At 47.4% G+C, this 18,970-nt stretch carries 6 protein-coding genes; all 6 read left to right on the top strand.

Going from position 1 to position 18,970, the window contains the following annotated elements; translation table 11 throughout:
- Positions 1 to 36 precede the first annotated feature (36 nt).
- Positions 37 to 1,236: a type II secretion system F family protein gene (locus AC4OGX_RS09630; protein WP_493330121.1), complete on the top strand. Its 1,200-nt coding sequence runs from the start codon at positions 37 to 39 to the stop codon at positions 1,234 to 1,236.
- Between the two features lie 12 nt (positions 1,237 to 1,248).
- Complete coding sequence (gene pilM, locus AC4OGX_RS09625) at positions 1,249 to 2,748, top strand: type IV pilus biogenesis protein PilM (protein WP_493330120.1); 1,500 nt, start codon at positions 1,249 to 1,251, stop codon at positions 2,746 to 2,748.
- Positions 2,720 to 3,448: a hypothetical protein gene (locus AC4OGX_RS09620; protein WP_493330118.1), complete on the top strand. Its 729-nt coding sequence runs from the start codon at positions 2,720 to 2,722 to the stop codon at positions 3,446 to 3,448. Before pilM ends, AC4OGX_RS09620 begins: the two co-directional genes overlap by 29 nt.
- 10 nt (positions 3,449 to 3,458) lie before the next feature.
- The gene (locus AC4OGX_RS09615) at positions 3,459 to 5,150 is read left to right on the top strand and encodes a GspE/PulE family protein (RefSeq protein ID WP_493330116.1); all 1,692 of its coding nucleotides are present in this window, start codon (positions 3,459 to 3,461) and stop codon (positions 5,148 to 5,150) included.
- Positions 5,151 to 5,166: 16 nt separating this feature from the next.
- Positions 5,167 to 6,297, top strand: coding sequence for a type IV pilus twitching motility protein PilT (locus AC4OGX_RS09610; protein WP_493330114.1), 1,131 nt, complete (start codon positions 5,167 to 5,169; stop codon positions 6,295 to 6,297).
- An 83-nt stretch (positions 6,298 to 6,380) separates the two neighbouring features.
- A complete protein-coding gene (locus AC4OGX_RS09605; protein WP_493330113.1) occupies positions 6,381 to 18,929 on the top strand; it encodes a GLUG motif-containing protein in 12,549 nt (4,182 codons plus the stop codon).
- The last annotated feature ends 41 nt before the right edge of the window (positions 18,930 to 18,970 follow it).

Genomic DNA, 18,970 nt, shown 5'->3' with positions numbered 1-18,970 from the left:
GGTGGGCATGGTACACAGACAAGGGAGGTACGCCTGATGGCACAGTATAAGTATAAGGCGCAGACGATGGAAGGCAAGAAGATTTCGGGGATGATGAATGCAGGAAGTGAGGTCGAGTTACAGCTGCGGCTTCATGAGCAGGATGCCTTTCTTTTGAATGCCAGGGAAGTAAAGACGCAGAAAAACAGAAAACAGTTTAAGGCAAAGGTACTTTCTGATTTTTCCAGACAGCTTTCTACATTGGTCGGGGCAGGGGTGACTCTGGTGAGGGCGCTTAGCATCATTTCCAACGGAGAGTCGATCAAGCCTGCAGAACGGGCGGTCTATGAGGATATGATCCGGCAGATTCGGCAGGGGATTTCACTTTCGGACACAATGGAATCCCAGAACGGGGCATTTCCGCCATTGATGATCTATATGTACCGCTCCGCTGAGAGCAGCGGTAATCTGGAAAAGGTATCTCTGCAGATGGCGTTGATGTATGAGAAGGAGCATAAGTTAAACGGAAAGATCTCCAGCTCCCTTGTCTATCCTAAGATATTAGGATTCATGGTCATTGCAGTTATTCTGATCTTAACAAAGTTTGTCCTGCCGAATTTTCAGGAATTATTCGATACGATGGACTCTCTGCCGCTGCCGACCAAGATCTTATATGGAGTCAGCAATTTTATGGAGGATTACTGGTTTATTGCGATCGCAGCCCTGATCGGCCTGTGGCTGGGGTGGAAGGCACTTCTTAGATCACCGGGATTTAGGCGGAAGTGGCACAGGGTTCTTTTACATATCCCGGTGTTTGGAAAGCTGCAGAAGGTCATCTGCACGTCGCGTTTTGCAAGGACATTGAGTTCTCTTTATTCTGCGGGGATCCCGATCGTATCGGCCCTGCAGATCGCAAGGAATACGGTGGGAAATGATTATATCGATGCACAGTTCGAAGAGGTGATCCCGTTTGTAAGGGCAGGGAATAACTTAAGTGACGGCCTGGATATGGTGGACGGGTTTGTAAAGAAGCTCTCAGACTCGATCCGGGTAGGCGAGGAGACCGGAAGTCTGGATTCCATGCTGTTGTCGATTGCAGATTCTATGGAATTTGATGCAGATATCGCCATCAATAAGATGGTGTCATATGTGGAACCGGTTATGCTGATCATCATGGGGATCATCGTTGCGTTTGTCATGGTAGCTGTATTCAGTGCAATGTACGGATCTTATGACAGTATTGCAGGCATGGAATAGGAGGGCTTTTGGATGGTAGTAGTATATTTATCAAATCGGTATATCCGTGTGGTGGAGGGTGAGGCCTCCGGCGGCAGGATTCATGCAAAGGCGCTTTACTACACGGTGGATACCAGAGGATGCATTTTAAACGGAACGATCACGGATGTGGATGGTTTTCGGGAGATCATAAAGAACCTGTGGGAGACGAACAGCCTCCCCAGGAAGGGGATAAGTCTAGTCATAGACAGCAGCCAGTTCACCACAAAGGTGGTGGATGCACCCCTTGTGAAGCAAAAACAGATGATGGATTATATCAGCCGTGAATTTACGGATGTGGAGAGAATCTCCAATCCGGTTTACGGCTATTTCCCGTTATCCGGGGCAGGCGGTAAAAAGGAAAAAGTAAAAAGAATCTTTTCTGTTGTTGCACCCCGTGAGTTTATCCGTGAGTATCAGGAGATCTTCCTGGGGCTTGGAATCACCATCGGCAGTATTGAGAGTGTGATAGGAGTGGCACTGCGTCTGGCAGAGACCCTTCCCCAGTTAGGAGGCTCCACCTGCATTGTACAGTTTGCGGATGATATGACGTTGATGAATCTGCTTTTTGTGGATGGCCAGTATCGGTATTCCAACAGGAACCGCATGTTCTCAGAGAAGGGGACACCAGAGTTTGCAGCAGAGGCGGCGCGCACAGTCAGCAACCTGATCCAGTTTGCAAAGGCGCAGGAACTCTCAGCCAAGATCCCTAAGGTTTATATAGCAGGATTGACACAGGATGAGTTCCAGGTTTATCAGGACAGCATCTATCAGATCAATGACCAGATGGAGGCCGGGGAGCTGGACTTGGGACAGACGGTACAGATCGAGAAGGGAGCCGGGGGTCAGTCGGTAACGAATTTTGCACTGGCGATCGGCGGACTGCTTAGGGCAGATGTGAAGACCTCTATGATGGCTCAGGTACAAAAAGATCCCATCAAGGAAAAGGAGAGAAAGCAGCGCAGAAAAGTCCTGATTCCTCTCGGAGTCTTTGCAGCGGTTCTGTTAGCGGTGACAGCAGCAATGGGAATCAGAGTGTTTCTTTATTCCAAACAGCTTTCAGAGCTTGAGGACTACAACCAGAGGGAGGATATCGTGGCAGCCTGCGAGGAGTATGACGCATTGAATGCAGAGCTTTCCTCATCAGCTGCGCTGGGGAAGAGCATGGGCAGCTTAAAGACGAGCCTGCTTGGCTATCCTAGGGTAGACAGTAAGACGGAACAGGTCGTCGCAGCCTGCGCCTCCGGCCTTGTTTCGGCCCAGATCAGCAGCTACAATGCAGAAAGTGGCATGATGAGCTTCAATGCAGAGGCGGAAAATGTTGAGCAGATCAACCAGTTCATCAAGCTTTTGAACCAGCAGGAAATCTTTTCCGATGTGGATTACACAGGCTATTCCCAGGGATCAGATAATAAATGGAGCGTGAATGTGAATTGCATCATGGCAGGAAGACAGGAGGAAAGCGATGACACTGAAGCTAACAGAGAGGGATAAAAAGTTATTGATCGTGCTTGCAGTAGTCGTTCTGATCGTCGGTATCGGTGCAGGCGTCCTGCTTCCTATGATGGAGAAGGGGCAGAGCTTAAAGGAAGAAGTCACAGATGCTAAGATCGAACAGCAGGAACGCAGCCAAAAAGTGAAAAGCCTTCCCGTCCTCCAGGAAAAGGAGGAGAAGGTCCTTATAGAGATCGGAAAGGCACAGAAGGATTTTTATCCTGTCATGCAGAGTATGGAAATCGATAAAATGCTGACAGGGCTGGCTCTTTCAAAGGGACTGACGGTGAAAGATCTGGATATCAAGATGCCGGTTTCAGGTGAGTATACAAAGCTAAAGGATTATACAGGCCCTATGCCGGAGGGAGAGAATGAAGATGAGGGAGTCACCTATAACGGGATCTATACAGCTGCGGTGATGATGACGCTTTTTGGCGGCAGGGATTCCATCCAGTCCATGATGGATGAATGCGCGGCAAAGGAGCCGGGCATGAGGATCACGGATTTTACATGGCAGTCCGCAAAGGAGTCATCCTCCTGGACGCTTGGCATGACACTGGAGATCTATATGTGTGAGGACACACAGCAGTATATCTTAGAGCAGAGGGCTGCAAGAGAAGCTGCGAAAGAAGAACAGGCAGGTACAGATACGCAGACAGATGCACCGGGAGACGATATCACAGAAGCAGAAGAAGAGTAGGGGCGTTTTTATGGAAACAGCGAGTTTTAGAAACCTGAGAATCGGGGATATATTAAAAGAATATAAATATGTAACAGATGAACAGATCCAGACGGCCATCGCATACCAAAAGGACCACAAGGGAGTTCGTATCGGGGGAGCATTGATCGCACTGGGATGCATCACAGAGGTGCAGATGCTGGAGGCGCTCGGCAAACGCCTGGGAATGCAGGTCGTGGAGATCTCCAATCTGGACGTGAATCCCAACGTTGTTGAGAAGATACCAAGGCAGCTTGCAGAGAAATATGAGATGCTGGCGGTCAGTGAAAAGGACGGTCTGCTGAGTCTGATCGTGAATGACCCGCTGAATTTCTATGGGATCGAGGACGTCCGTCAGATCACAGGCATGCAGCTTGATATCTCTCTTGCAGAGAGGGACGAACTGCTTAGGGCGATCCATTATTACTATTCAGAAGTCGGTGCCATGAAGGCGGCGAGGGTCGCCAACGAAAGCTTCAGCGAGGATGCTTCTCTGGAAGAGCTGGAGATTACGGAGGACGATGATGACGACACACCGATCATCAACCTTTTAAACAGACTGATCAATCGTGCTTATAGTACGAACGCCTCCGATATCCATATCGAACCATTTGAGGATAAGACAATGGTGCGTATGCGTATTGACGGCGCGATCATGGAGTATGTGACACTTCAGAAGAACCTTCACGCATCCCTGATCGCCCGGATCAAGATATTGGGCGGGATGGACATTGCAGAGCGCAGGATTCCCCAGGACGGTCATTTCAGGATCAAAGTGGAGGGAAAATATATCAATATCCGTGTATCTGTACTGCCGACGGTATTTGGAGAAAAAGCCGTCCTAAGGCTTTTGGCCAGCAATGCCCCGATCGATTATTCGGATACTTACGGAATGCAGGGACCGGATTATGACAGGATCCAGAGAATGCTGCGTTCCCCGAACGGGATCATTTATTTTACAGGACCGACAGGATCCGGTAAGACAACGACGCTGTATATGATTCTCCAGGATATTGCTAAAAAGTCGGTCAATATTTCTACCATTGAGGATCCTGTGGAGAAGAACCTGCCGAAGGTAACGCAGACCCAGGTGAACAACCAGGCGGGACTGACCTTTGAATCAGGTCTGAGGGCTCTGTTAAGACAGGACCCGGATGTCATCATGGTCGGTGAGACCCGGGATGTGGAGACGGCGTCTATTTCCGTAAGGGCGGCTATCACCGGACATCTTGTGTTTTCCACGCTGCATACCAATGATGCGGCCTCCTCTATCGTGCGTCTGGAGGATATGGGACTAAAGCCCTATATGGTCGCGAACTCCCTGGTGGGGATCATTGCCCAGCGTCTGATGAGAAAGGTGTGCCCGGATTGTGCCGAGGAGCGAAATGCAACAGAGGAAGAACAGGAGATGCTTGGAGTAAAGAGGTCTGTGAAGATCAAACATCCGAAGGGATGTCCTCTCTGTAATTATACGGGATACAAGGGGAGGATCGCGATCCATGAGATCCTGCTGATCGATAAGGATATCCGCAGACTGATCTCGGCGGGCGCTACATCAGAAGAGATCCAGGACTATGCGGTGGAGAACCAGGATATGCGGACTCTAAAGGAGTATGGCACCCAGATGGTACTCGAGGGGATCAGCACAATAGAAGAACTGCACAAGGTCGCATATTACGCATAAGACTTGTGTATAACGGGTGTGTAAAACGGTAAATGTTAAAGATAAGGGCAAGAACAGAGTGAAAGAATCGGATAGAAGAAAGCAGGAGGCAGGAATTATGCAGGAGTTGGACAGAATCATATTAATCGCAAGAGAGTTGAACGTATCGGATATCCATATGTCATCCGGGATGCCTCTCTTGTTCCGTATTCACGGGAATCTGACCCAGGCACCTGTACAGCCGTCAAAAGAGGAGACGGATCAGATGCTGTACGGGATGCTGAATGAAAAGCAGAAGGAAGAGCTGGGGCAGGGATATGATATTGATTTTGCACTGCAGACCTCAGACGGAAACCGGCAGAGAGTGAATGTCTTCTGCCAGCAGGGAGAGGCAGCAGCGACAATCCGTCTTCTGAACAGCCATATCCCTACGCTGGAAGAACTGCATATGCCTCTGAAATTATACGAGCTGGCAGAGGAGCCGCGAGGCCTGATCCTTGTGACAGGCCCTACGGGAAGTGGTAAATCCACTACCCTGGCGGCACTGATCGAGCATGTAAATCAGAAGAAACCGGTTCATATCATTACGATCGAGGATCCGGTGGAGTATAAATATGACAGTAAGCTGGCATTGATCCACCAGAGAGAAACGGGGAAGGATGTCATAAGCTTTGCCTCTGCACTGCGCAGTGCACTGCGTGAAGATCCGGATATCATCCTGGTCGGCGAGATGCGTGATTATGAGACCATATCCGCTGCTTTGACAGCAGCAGAGACCGGACATCTTGTCCTGTCCACCCTGCATACGACAGGGGCAGCCCAGACCATTGACCGTGTGATCGATGCCTGCCCGTCGGGCAGCCAGAATCAGATCAGGACACAGCTGGCAGGAGTTTTGAAAAGCGTGGTGACCCAGTGCCTGATGCCGACGGCAGATGGGCAGGGACGCATCGCAGGAACGGAGCTTTTACTTGGCACGGATGCGGTGGGTAATCTGATCAGGGAGAGCAAGACCCATCAGATGAGCAGTGTCATGCAGTCAGGAAATGCAAGCGGGATGCATACGCTGAATATGGATCTGGTCCGCCTGGTATCCCAGGGAAGGATCACCAGACAGACCGCCATGCAGTATACGAATGACAAAAGAGATCTGGAACAGTATTGGTAATAGTAAGGGAAAAGGTTAAGGGAGCATAAAGCAAAGAAGCGGTCCAGGAACAGCCGCTTTGATTCACAATGGGAAGTGGACAGATGCAGAAAAAATGGAAAGCAGGAAATCATAAGAAAGGGTTTACGACAGTTGAGCTTGTTGTAGTCACAATTATCATACTGATACTTTCAGGCGGCATCATACTCAGTCTGGTATCTTGGTATCGGAACGCACAGTTCAGGAAACAGAATGAATATGCGCAGACGATTTTTTCTGCTGTCCAGAACCGTCTGACAGAATACAGCTATTCTGGAACTCTGGAAGAGCTGGAAGATCTTTTGGAGGAAAACGGAGCAAAAAACATCGATCAGGAGCTGAAAGACAAGAAGATCTTAGGAAACGACGGCAAGCCCTATGATCTGGACCAGGTCTGGTATGAATCCCAGGGAAAGAGTGAACTGGAGCAGGCAAAATACCAGGGGACCATCTATTCCCTGATTGGAACACCGAAGGATTATCAGGCATATCAAACTGGTGATTTTGAGGGGATGACCAAGGAAGAGGAAGCACTGACAACGGCCCTCTATGAGATGCTGGAGACCTATCTTTATGACACCTCCATCCTGAGTGACGGCGTGGTATGTGTGGAATTTTCAGCATCAGACGGGCAGGTGTTTGCGGCACTGTACAGTGAGAAGCAGGATGATTTTACTTACGGGACTCCAAAGGAGGATAAAACGATCAATATCTGTGACCGCACCCGCTCCAGGCGGAAAAAGGTGATGCTTGGATATTACGGCGTGGATACGATGGCAAAAGCGACCACCCCGAAGGCAGAGAAGCCGGTGCTCACGGATGTACAGTTGAATAATGAGGAGACACTGAATCTTTCCTTTAAGCTGAGTAAGGTGAAGTCTGCCTGGAACCAGCTTAACTATCAGGTGGATGTGTATAATGAAGCATCGAATCACATCGGTCTGAGTATTATCTTGAATGCAAAGGATACGACAGACGGTGGAAAATACAAGTGGCCGGATTCTTATAATAGTAAGAAACAAGTGCTGGGGACCGTAAAACGGTATTGGTATGATAAGAAAGGGAATCAGACATCCACGGAGCTTGGAAAATACAAATTCTATCTCTATGTGGAGTCAAACGGCGTGGTTCATCTTGTATTAGATGCGGCAGATTTAAGTGCGACATCGCAGAATTATATTGAAGCATATGATGGAAGGGGAATTGGAACAAGCAGCTATACCAGGTCAAAGTATCCCAATATGGACAGCGCGGATGAAATCCTCAATGAAAGCTATAGTTTCCATAGGTTTGGCTTAAGTGCGGAAAGGATCTACTTCAAGATAAAGGCCAGCGGTACGGGATATAAGCCGACGGCCCTGAAAAAAAGTAATGAATCTGATGTGTATTATGGAGACAAAAGCACGTCAGCCGGGGAGAAAGGCAAAACTACATACAGCTATGAGATTGCCAATGCGCGCCATCTTTATAATATGCGGTATATTGAAGATATAGAGAAGGAAAAGAATTTATTCCAGGGAAATGAAGGAAGTCTGGACGAATATGCCTATACTATCCCACAGAAAATGACCTGGAGTCTGACGCAGGATATTGACTGGAAGAAGCTGATCCAGGATAAATTCTATTTTGACAGCGGTGAGGTCGAGGAAAAGGATACACAGTTTTTATCGATTCTTCAGTTGAGAAAAAACTCTGTGTTTGAGACGGAAAAATATTCTTTAAAGGATTGGAAGCTCAAACAGGATAGCCACAGAATCAAAGGGCTGGAGATTACATATGAGGCAAATGAGAATGCAGATATAGAAGCGGATGACTTAGAAGCTACGGGGCTATTTCTGGAGAATGAAGGGGAGATACGAGGAGTTACACTGGACGGTATCAAAGTGACAGGGGTCAATCGTGTAGGTGCATTCTGTGGGGTCAACTCCGGGACATTGGAAAATCTTATGGTGGATGATGCTTATGCTGACAGCAGTGTTTCAGGAAAACCATATCAGGAGAAAGAGGATACAGAAGATAAAAAATCAGGTAAGAAGAAAGACGATGACGATTCTGATGAATGGGGCGAGTGCATAGGCGGTATCTTTGGTGTACATGAAAGTGAAAATGCCTCCCGTGACGTCACATTCCAAAAGCTATTGAACCGTGCGGATGTAACCGGGGCAAAATTCGTAGGCGGTATCACTGGCTGGATGACAGGAAAGGGGAATCAAAAGATCAGCATAGAGGACTGCCAGAATTATGGGGCTGTATATGCTGATGAGGACAGCGAAAATCCGATGTTTATCGGAGGGATCATAGGATATGCACAGAATCAGAAACAGCAGCAGGATAAGGAACTGTTCTCTATAGAGGGTTGTATCAGTTCCCCGCAGTACGATTCCAGGGAAGCCTTGGAAATCATTCAGGGAGTAAAGGATGGCACCAGGCAGTTAAAGGGGACTTATGTAGGTGGGATCGCAGGCTATAATCAGGGCTGCACCATCACAGACTGTTCCACAGAAAATGAGAGCAGCAGCCGTCAGGGCTATGTTTTTGGTGACAAATATGTAGGCGGCATCGTCGGGATCAGTTCTGGCTTAACGGGCAGAATTGATGGAAATGGGTGCGTAAATGAGGCAAATGTCATTGGTAATACCTATGTAGGCGGCATCGTCGGATGCAATGCGGCTCCTGTTGTCCGGGGGGGACATTATGTGGCAGACAATGAAGAGGGCGCTCTATTCAAAGATGTGGCAGATACGATTTATGCGGTAAGACCGGAAAAGAACCGTGACTTAGAGGTCACAATCAGCAGCTGGGTGAATCAGGGCGTGGTAGCAGCCACAGAAAATTATGCAGGTGGCATTACCGGATATAATACCGGGCGTATCTACGGGTGCAGCAGTGATGTGGGGGCTTATTCGGACCAGGAAATCCTCAACGCCGTCGAAGATCTGGGAAGAGACTACGCGGGAGGAATTGCAGGATACAATAACGGAATCATCGGCAATACGCCAAGAGACGAGAAGGGTTCGGCGCTGGGAGACAGCGGTGAGACTTTATCGACGGTCTCTTATACTTCCGGGCGTCATTATGTGGGGGGAATCGTCGGTTACAATGATGTGGATGCGCTGGTTGAGGACTATGAGCTTACCGGAGGTTATATTAAGGCATCCGGGAACTTTGTGGGCGGTTATGCAGGGCTGAATGCTTCTTCCTGCCTGCTGCAGTATACAAAGGATACACAGACTGGAAATCATAATGAAGGTGAGGCTAGAAATCTGGTCTCAAAACCGAATGAAGTAACCGGGAAGTATTTTGTCGGCGGAATCATCGGCGGTAATCTGGTGTGCACCAATACAAAGATCAATACCGTGTTTGAGGTAGACAACTTCCTGGGCAGTATCCATGCGAAAGCATATGCCGGAGGTTTTATCGGGCTGAATACCGTACTGAGATCCGGTGGAGACCACAAGGCCAGGATAAAAGCTTATCAGGAAGCTTTGCTTGCAGAAGCAGAGCAGACGGAATCTGTTACAGATAATTTTGCAGAAGCAGTTTCCGACAGTATTGGAGCTGCAAACTCTTCCGACTTACAGATGTCTATCATAGGCCGGGAATCAGGTATGACAGCAAGCAGGCTGGGCAGCCTGGCGGCTGAGGATGTATTTGCCGGAGGTGTGATTGGTTATAGTAAGGATTCCAACTATCTTTTGATCAAGGATGTAGAAAACCTGACTCCTGTTACAACAGGAGGCACCATCTCTGAGAATGTGGTAAAGGAGCAGGCGGGCAGAGCGGATGCTTCTTCCTTTGCCTACGCATATGCCGGTGGGGTCATAGGGAAGGTCGGCAGAAATACGACCTTAGATAATTGCAGAAACCGGGATGTGGGAGATGTCAGTGTGTCCGAGAATGCGACCTATACAGGCGGGCTGTGTGAAATCAATCAGGGTACTATCAAGAACTGCCAGGCATCCAGTGTGGGGAACAATGTGAAGGATAAAGTCGGGGGTATCTGCGGTGTGAATCTGGGGAATATCATGGACTGCCGGATTGAGGGAAGCACAGTTACAGGAAGGAACGACGTCGGAGGAATTACGGCGGAAAACTTTGGCTGGATAGAAAACATAGGTTTAAAATCTGCGAATATCTCTGCGTCAGGGAATAATGCAGGGGCAATTGCGGGATATAACGGTGAGTTTGGAGATTATAGAGGTTCTATTTTGGTATATGTAAGAGGCGCTTTAGAGCCCATAGATATTGTGAAAGTGTCTGGTAATACCAATATAGGCGGCCTGGTAGGGAATAACGAAAGCAGCCTATGGACATGGTCAGATAAAACGAATTATAATAAAGTTATAATCAGTGGTTCAGTAAGTGGCTCCATGAATGTCGGAGGTATCGTCGGTCAGAGCAGCAGTGAGCTTAATTACTTTATCAATCAGTGTAATGTTACGGCAAGTGCCGGGAATGCAGGAGGAATTGTTGGTGCATACAACGGCAATAGCCAGAAGGGATCAATTGGCAATTGTGAGAATCAGGGCAGTGTCACGGCAACGGCAGGAAATGCCGGAGGGATAGTATCAGAGAACAGCGGAAGAATAGTGGACTGCACTAACCGTGGGAATGTTCTGGCAGCAGCCGGAAATGTTGGTGGAATCAGTGCTTTTAATACCGGGGAAATCCAAGAATGTGAAGTGGCAGGCAGTGTCACAGTGAGTGTCAGGGGACGGGATTTGGCCGGAGGGATCAGTGGTGAGAACAGCGGGGACATCATAAAATGCAGTATAAAGAAGGTGGCTGTCCATAATACATCCAAGAGTACAAAGGAAAGCCTTGTTGGCGGGATTGCCGGAATAAATAAAGGAAATATCCGGCTGGAAGGTGAAATAATTAAGGATTCTACGATCCAGGCGTATGCTGATGGCAGCAGCGCTGGAGGAATCGCCGGAGAAAATACTGAAAACGGAGTGATCTCAGGGGAGTCCCCAGATACTCCATACACAGAGATAAAGAATGTAAACCTAGTCACAGCGTCCTCCATATCTTCCTGCAGTCTCGGCGGAGTAGCTGGAAAGCAAAGCGGTACATCCAGCGTGATCAAAGGCTGTAGAGTGCTTGATACACAGATCGGAAAGCTTTCGCTTCTGGGAAATACCGATCAGGGATATGGCGGGATCGCCGGGACGAATGCAGGACTGATCCAGAACTGCTCCTTTGACGGAAGTGTAACTGCCGGAGGAAATGGAAGTAATATAGCGAATCTCGGCGGGATCACAGGAAAGAACCTGACAGACGGGTCGATTGAACGGTGCTATATAGGTCTTGACAAAGGAGAAGGCAATACGATCATCCAATCAGGGGTTAGAGATACCCAAAATGAAAATAAAGTATACACTGCTTATCTGGGCGGAATTGCCGGATGGAACTTCGGAAAAATTCAGGACTGCGATAATCAGGGAAATGGTTCTATAGATCATGTTACGATCAGCGGTAATGGCGGTATAGTCGGAGGGATCGTGGGCCGCAATGAAGCCGGCGCCGTTGTGACCGGACTGTCTGATACCCAGAAACTTTCAACAGGTGATAATTGGTCTGTGGAGCATTATTATTATATTAATGATTCTGGTACCGGAGGAATCTGCGGCTGGTCCGGTTCCGGACAAAGCATGAAATATGTGGAAAACTATGCTGACGTAGCGAACCTGAGTGGAATCAAGGACAGTACGGCTGTCGGAGGGATCATAGGACGTCTGGAGAATCAGGAAAGTAATGATTTTACGATAGAGAACAGTAAGAATGCAGGAAACATAAGCGGGCCTTCTAATACAGGCGGATTTGTGGGCAGATGGAAGTACAATGGAGGAACATTAAAATCCTCGTCTAATACCGGAAATGTAGGAAGCGGTAACAGCCTGATTGCAGGAGGTATGGTCGCATCTCTATACGATCTGACGGATGATACTTCTATTATGGTGACAGGGTGCACGAATCTTGGAAAGGTGACAGGCACAGATGCCGGAGGTATTGTTGGAAAACCAGATATGTGCAATTCTTCTAACCTGGTGGTATTAAATGATTGTATCAATGCAGGCGATATCTCTGCAAATAATGGAGCCGGAATAATCCTGAATGCTGACAGTAATACAAGTGTGACTCTGAACCGATGCCGGAACTATGGCAGCGGTACAAAAGGTACCTTTTATGGTATTGAGTATTCAAAGAGTAATCTGATCAAGATGCAGGACTGTTTTGATTTTTCAGGAAAAGGCTTGGTTCAGAAACTAAACGATGCCAGTATGATCGTGAATTCCTATTACTATACGAAGGAAATCAATGCCGGGATCACAGAAGAGGAAGCCAGGCAGGGGGTAGAGGCAGCAGAGAAAAAAGTTTCAATAGCTGAAAAAGCGGTGGAAGAAGCTAAGGAAAAGCTGAATCAGGTGAATGACGCTGGTTATGGGGAGTATATATATTATGACAGCTCGGCAGAGGAGAACTTCTATGACCATAGTGTTATGAAACATGCTGCTGACGGATATCAAGGCGGGTTTGAAAGCGTATTTGAAGGAAATTTACAAAATAATATTGGATACCAATTGAGTAATAAAAGTGGAAACAAGGAGATAAAAGAGGGTAATCCTCTCAATTTAAGTTTCACTTTTGCGAAAACAATGCTCGATACAAATCAGAGTGAAGGCGTGAAAATACTAAATTATCCGGAGATAAAGTCATTCGGTATTTACTGGGGATCAAATCAAAACATGAATCCCACAGGTGTTTACGCCAGGGCTTACATTTATAAGGTGTCATATACGACTTCGGACGGTACTATTAAGTATCTGAAGGTGACAGATGAAAAGCCGGAGAATTATATTACCACCAGTTTTAATGATAATAAGCTTATAAAGGCCTATAAAAATCTTGGTAATATTGCATGCAGCGTCACATCTGTGGAGAATGAAGATGATGCAACACAATTTTTCACATATGGCCTGGATAAAAGCACAGAGGCAGGAAAGGCAGATTCCTATGCCAGATTTGAACTGCCATCCAATGAAAAAGTGAAAGAAATCCACTTTTATGTAGGAGGTATCGCATCTTACAAAGGAAATATCAGTCAGGTGATAGAAAGTGGAACAAAGATTGGCTACAGCACGGCTGGGACAGTCAACAAATTTATTGCCAGTACGACCAGGGGAGCCGCAGATTTAGCATATGATCCTGCAGATCCTGAGAATCATGTTTTAAACTTTGCAGATGCAGAAAGCTCCCCGGATTGGCGGGACGCTGATCTGGCATATGAGAATGCGAAGAAGGACTATCAGAAAGCATTGGAAATATTAGAAGAAGCAAACGAGAGGCTTCAAGAGATACAGAATGGCGGCAGCATAGACGATGATATCAATGCTCCGTCAGATGACCCTGAGAAATCGGGTTCCTCCATGTATGCGGCTAAAAAGACGGTTGCTGCCGATGACATATACTACACGTTAAAGTCAGCCGGCAATGAGGGGAAGAATGTCTTGAATATGGTTCAGATCCCGTCCAGGACAGCAAAGGAGTCAGGAAGAAGGCTTGGAAACATTGTTTATTCTGATTTAGACCAGCCGAATGCCAGCTGGGATCACACATTAGTAGAGCAGTATTATCTGGATGCTTATAATCTGCCGTTAGATAATCAGACACCAGAGTTTACGGTAAGCAGCGCAGGTGGAAAGGTGACCTTAAAGATCAAGGAGATTCCTGGCGCCTATGGATATCAGATGTGTTACCAGTCACAGGATCAAACGGATATAGGAAACTTAAGCAGTCCGGTTTACATTCCAAATGTTGTGACGACTGTCCAGAACAATACCGGTTATATTGAGTATGTACTGAGTCCTGACCAGAATTGGTATCAAAGCCGGATGGATTTTTATATTAGAGCAGTCAATGGCACGGCATATATGAATTACTATGACAGCCAGGAAAAATTCAGGGATGAAGAAGGGCAGTATAAGGACCCGGCGGCAGCAGACCGGGATCAGGATGGACAGTTTACCGCTAAAAATGTATCGAAATGGGCAGAACAGTCTATGCAGCTACTCGCACCACAGGCTGCTCCGAAGGTGCACCTGGAACTGGTTTATCTGGAAACCAGTAAAGTATTTGGCTGGAAACCAGTCCTTGAAAATCCCGGAGACTTTCAGGAAGGGACTGAGATCCTGGTGTATGCATCCACTGATATTACAAACAAAGTGGCGGCGAAAAATAATTTGAGGTTTACGATCCAGGTAGGAGTAGATGGTACCTATACCAGCAAGGCAGAAAAAGAACTTCCGGCGAGTCACTTGAATAATATCAATTATGCTGCAAAGGCTTCTGCATTGGAGGGGGCTGCCTCAGAATCTGCACTAACGATGTATCAGTCGGCATTTTATGGGATTTCCAACTTACAGGGAAACGATTTATACTACGATACCTGGAAAGGATTCTATGGGAACACGCCGGATAATTTAAGTTATCAGATTGGAGAGACACCTAATGCAAACGGTACAAATAAAGCAGTCGATCTGTATATCGACTCTGAGCTGGTAGTTCTAGATTATCTGACACTAGAAGACGGCACCAAGGTGGATGTTGCAGTTTCAAGCGGACAGTCCCATGTAACAAGCATCGGGGCCAATACGGTCATCAGTGAATTATCAGGACTGCCAACGGAACTTTTGGAGGACTATACTGATTACAGTGTGCGGACCTATCCTTGGAAGAACCAGTGGTCTATCTGTCAGTACGGGCATGTAGTGAAGGGAGGCGTTTCAGCGGACGAACTAACAGCAGTCACAGATGCAGACAGAAACGGGGAATCCATTTTCAAGGAAAATGACCAGGGAATAAAAGAGCTGCGTCCAGGCTACTCGGTCCGTTTAGAAAAAGACGGGACTTATACGGTCGTATACAGCATCTTTATGCAGTACAGCAGTCAGTTTGGTAAACAGTTCAAACAGAATATGCTTCATGTAAATGAGGATGCAGATGGTCAGAAAACCTCTGTCAGCCAGAAAGAAAACGCAGCGAAGCAGATACCGATCCAGCAAAATCCTGTCATAGAGGAAGACAGCTGTACGGTACAGCCAAAAGGGGATGGCGCGCAGTATACGTTTACTTGGGATGAAGATCTGGTTCAGAGCGGCGCGGTGTATGATCTGCAGCTATATGGAATGACATCCGGCGGACGGACTCTGCTGGCGTCTCAGGATCGTGTAAAGACGAATGAGTATACATTTGAGGATACAAACGGTAACTGGAATTATAAAAATATGGCTCTTCGTGTGATCCGTGTCGGTTCACCGGAGGACGATGCATCAGCCGTATCTAAGAAGCTGCCATTCTATACAGAAAAGATATTTGATGTGAAGATTGCATTGGAGCGGATATCCAGGCCAAAGGTAAGTCTGTATCAAAAGGATAAGGATCATCTGTACTATGACGTGGAGTGGACCGGGATCGCCCATACAGAGCAGGATCAGATACCGGACTATCTGGCCGGATATGCGGTAACAGCAGAACGAAGCCAGGAGGATACTGTATGCAGCCAATATGATGCAGCAGGGATCCAGGCGCTCAAAGAAGATCTGGAAGCAGAAGGATATACTGTTTCCCAAGGGGAAGGTTTGGATGCGGTGACCTATCGCAGAACAATCGAACATGCAGATTCGGAAATCTATCGGGAAGCGGACAGGGTAGAAAAGACGGTCGAGATCACCAAAAACAGTGATGGGAGTTATACGGCTGCACGTAAAGAAATCTGGACATTCTTCAATCTGAATGAGGTGGAGACGGCATCCTCGGCAAAAATAGTACGTGCGGTGGATTTAAGCGAATTTACAGGCAATACAAAGCTTAAGATTTCCGTCAGGGCATTAGCGTCCCAGGATTCCAGTGTTTATAAAGACGGTCCGTCAGGAGTCGGCAGTGAGATGACTCTTCCGAAGAGGCTTGATACACCGGATATGGAAAAGCTTTTAGAAGGAACGGCGGGTGCAGCAGGTGATAAGCTGGAAATGCAGGAAACATATCATTTACAGGAATGTATGACCTTAGATCAGATGAATGTCCTTGAGGATACGAACGGCCTGCATATCAATATATGGGATCACAGCCGTTTGTCAAGCGGGAAGTATGAACTGAACATGGCTTTCTATGAGGAGTATCCATTCGATACAGCTCAGGGAGAAAACCAGGCCGGAGAAACCGCTGGAACAGCGAGGCCGAAATACCGCTTGAAGGATGCGAATGTTTTAATGGAAGGCTCCTTAAAGAAGGGCAGCTATCACCTGCCTGGTACGGGAATAAAAGTAGTGGATGGAAACGGTGAGACACAGACACTCAGGCTTTCAGACCTTGCGGGAATGTACTGTGTACTGGCATTTCGGGCAACCGCAGATAATGAGATCAGTTCTCTTTGGACTTATGAGGACAGACACAAGGTAAGTTATGTCCAGTTCAGAATACCGCGTGCGCAAAGTGAGACACCAAAGTTGAGTGAGTCACAGACAGAGGTCATCTATTCAGGCGGCGGGCATTTGGAAGAAGATATCCAGGGAGCAGGCGGGACTGTCGTAAAACAGACAACGCTGACAGGAAGTGTGGAAGATTATGCACAGGATTTCCTGTTTGAGACGGCACACCATTCACAAAAGGTGGATGGGATGTCAGATTATGATACGCGCATAGATCTGGACTGGATTTATGCGAAGAGGAGTGTGAATGGTTACAGCATTTACCTCTTATCCACAGACAAAGATGAGATGGAGAGCTTAGGGACCGAGAGTCCTGACACTGAAGCGGCAGAGCGTATGGACGTTCAGAATGCAGGATACGTGGGCGAGCTTCCAATGGGAGGCAGTCTGGATCTGCCGTACCGGCTGGAGATACAGACAGGTTCTGGTTCCATGACCACAACATCCTATCTGAAATGCCAGGCTGACGGGCAGGGAAATACACAACTGGTTCTTGTACTCGCAGATGCAGAGGCCGTGAATGGGACGGCAGTTTCCGAATATGCCAAGACAAAATACGTTAAGGCAGTGGGACTTACAGGCAGTATTGAGCGGTATGAAGATTCTAAGACGGCTTCCTGGTATCGTGGAAAGGAAGAGAATGTTCCTGCTGATGACAGCCTTTCCTATGGAACAGGGGCGCTGTCTGCAAGAGAGGGACACTCCTTAGAGGTGCCGCTTGCAGGAGATTCAAAGAGCCATTACATTTACAGGATCACGGATTTGGCAGAATATGGAAGCACGTATGCGAAAACAAAGGGCGGTATCATAGAGTCTGTTCTGTTTTTAAAGGAATATGGAAACGGGACACTTCTGCCGGAGTTCAGGAGAGTTGAGGATAAGAGGATAGCCGGCGGGTGGAAGTCAGCAGGAGATGCCATCTCTCTGTATGATGAGACGACCTATACGGATGCCAATGTAAAACAGCCTCAGGTCTATATGAATACACGGGATGACAGAGATCAGTATGTGATCGTCATAGCCGGGTACAGCCAGGGAGCCCAGATTTATCTGGAACGGGTGACAAAGGCAGATGGTGAGATATATTACCATGTATTTTATAATGATACCAGAACCGATCTGGCATCGGCTTATCCGCTTGCAGGAACCAAAAAGGAGAAGAAGTATCAACATGTAAGTGACCTTATGGTCGAAAAAGAGGGGACTTACTATCCTTCCTGCAGTGAAGAGCAGAACGCATATTATCTGGGAGATATCCGGGAAGATACGGTATTTGGGCTTCCTTATCTGCTGAAAACCGCAAACGAAGCGGGGACAGAGTTCTTAGAAACCCAAAGTAAACTAAAGTGGTCTGGAAATACATTTGCCATGACGCTCCCGGATGTGATTGGGATCGAGAATAACACAAAGAATTTTGCGCTCAACCAGGATACACAGCAGATTACATTCCAGGCGGCAGGAGAGAATTACCAGACAAACTGGTGGTATCAGGATGGCAGAAATGTCGTGAACCAAAGCGATATACAACAGAATGACTGTCTCGTAAACCTTGAGGATGGACTGTTGGATATTGTTTATGAGAATAAGTTATATGGATATCAGGCGGTATTTAACGCAGTACTGGATGCGGATAGAAAGACCTGTACGGTTACAGAAACACAGGGAAGTACAGCTTATGGCATCCTGTTCCAGTTCACAGGTGTGGATGGAAGTGTGCAGTTTAGATATGCACCGGCAGGAAATGCAGAATTTGAAGTACAGGATCTGGATCAGGTCACTGATCTGAAAGTCAGGGTGATCGACTGGGCCGGAGGCGGCTGTACCAGGTGGCAGGAATTGTCAGGAATCCAGATCAAGACAGCAGAGGAACGTTCAATGGCGGAGGAGAGTCAAAAAGAAGACGGTGCGAGCGCAGAAGAAGGCCATAGGAAGGATAACGGTGTACAGGATACGGAGACACCGGGAAATGCACAGAATGAGGATGCTTCAAAAAATGATGCACAGGAAAATGCTCCGCAGAAAGAGCCTTCACAGGAGAACCATACACAGACAGGGAATGTGCAGGATAATAGTACACAAAATGGGACTTCCGGGGAAGAGCCAAAGCATTCAGACGGTCAGTAAACGTTAGAGGATCAGTAACATGTAATAGGAAGAACCTAAAT

It is taken from the genome of Faecalicatena sp., from assembly GCF_058819085.1.
The sequence above is the reverse complement of the archived record's forward strand: the minus strand, read 5'-3'. Positions and strand labels throughout refer to the sequence as shown.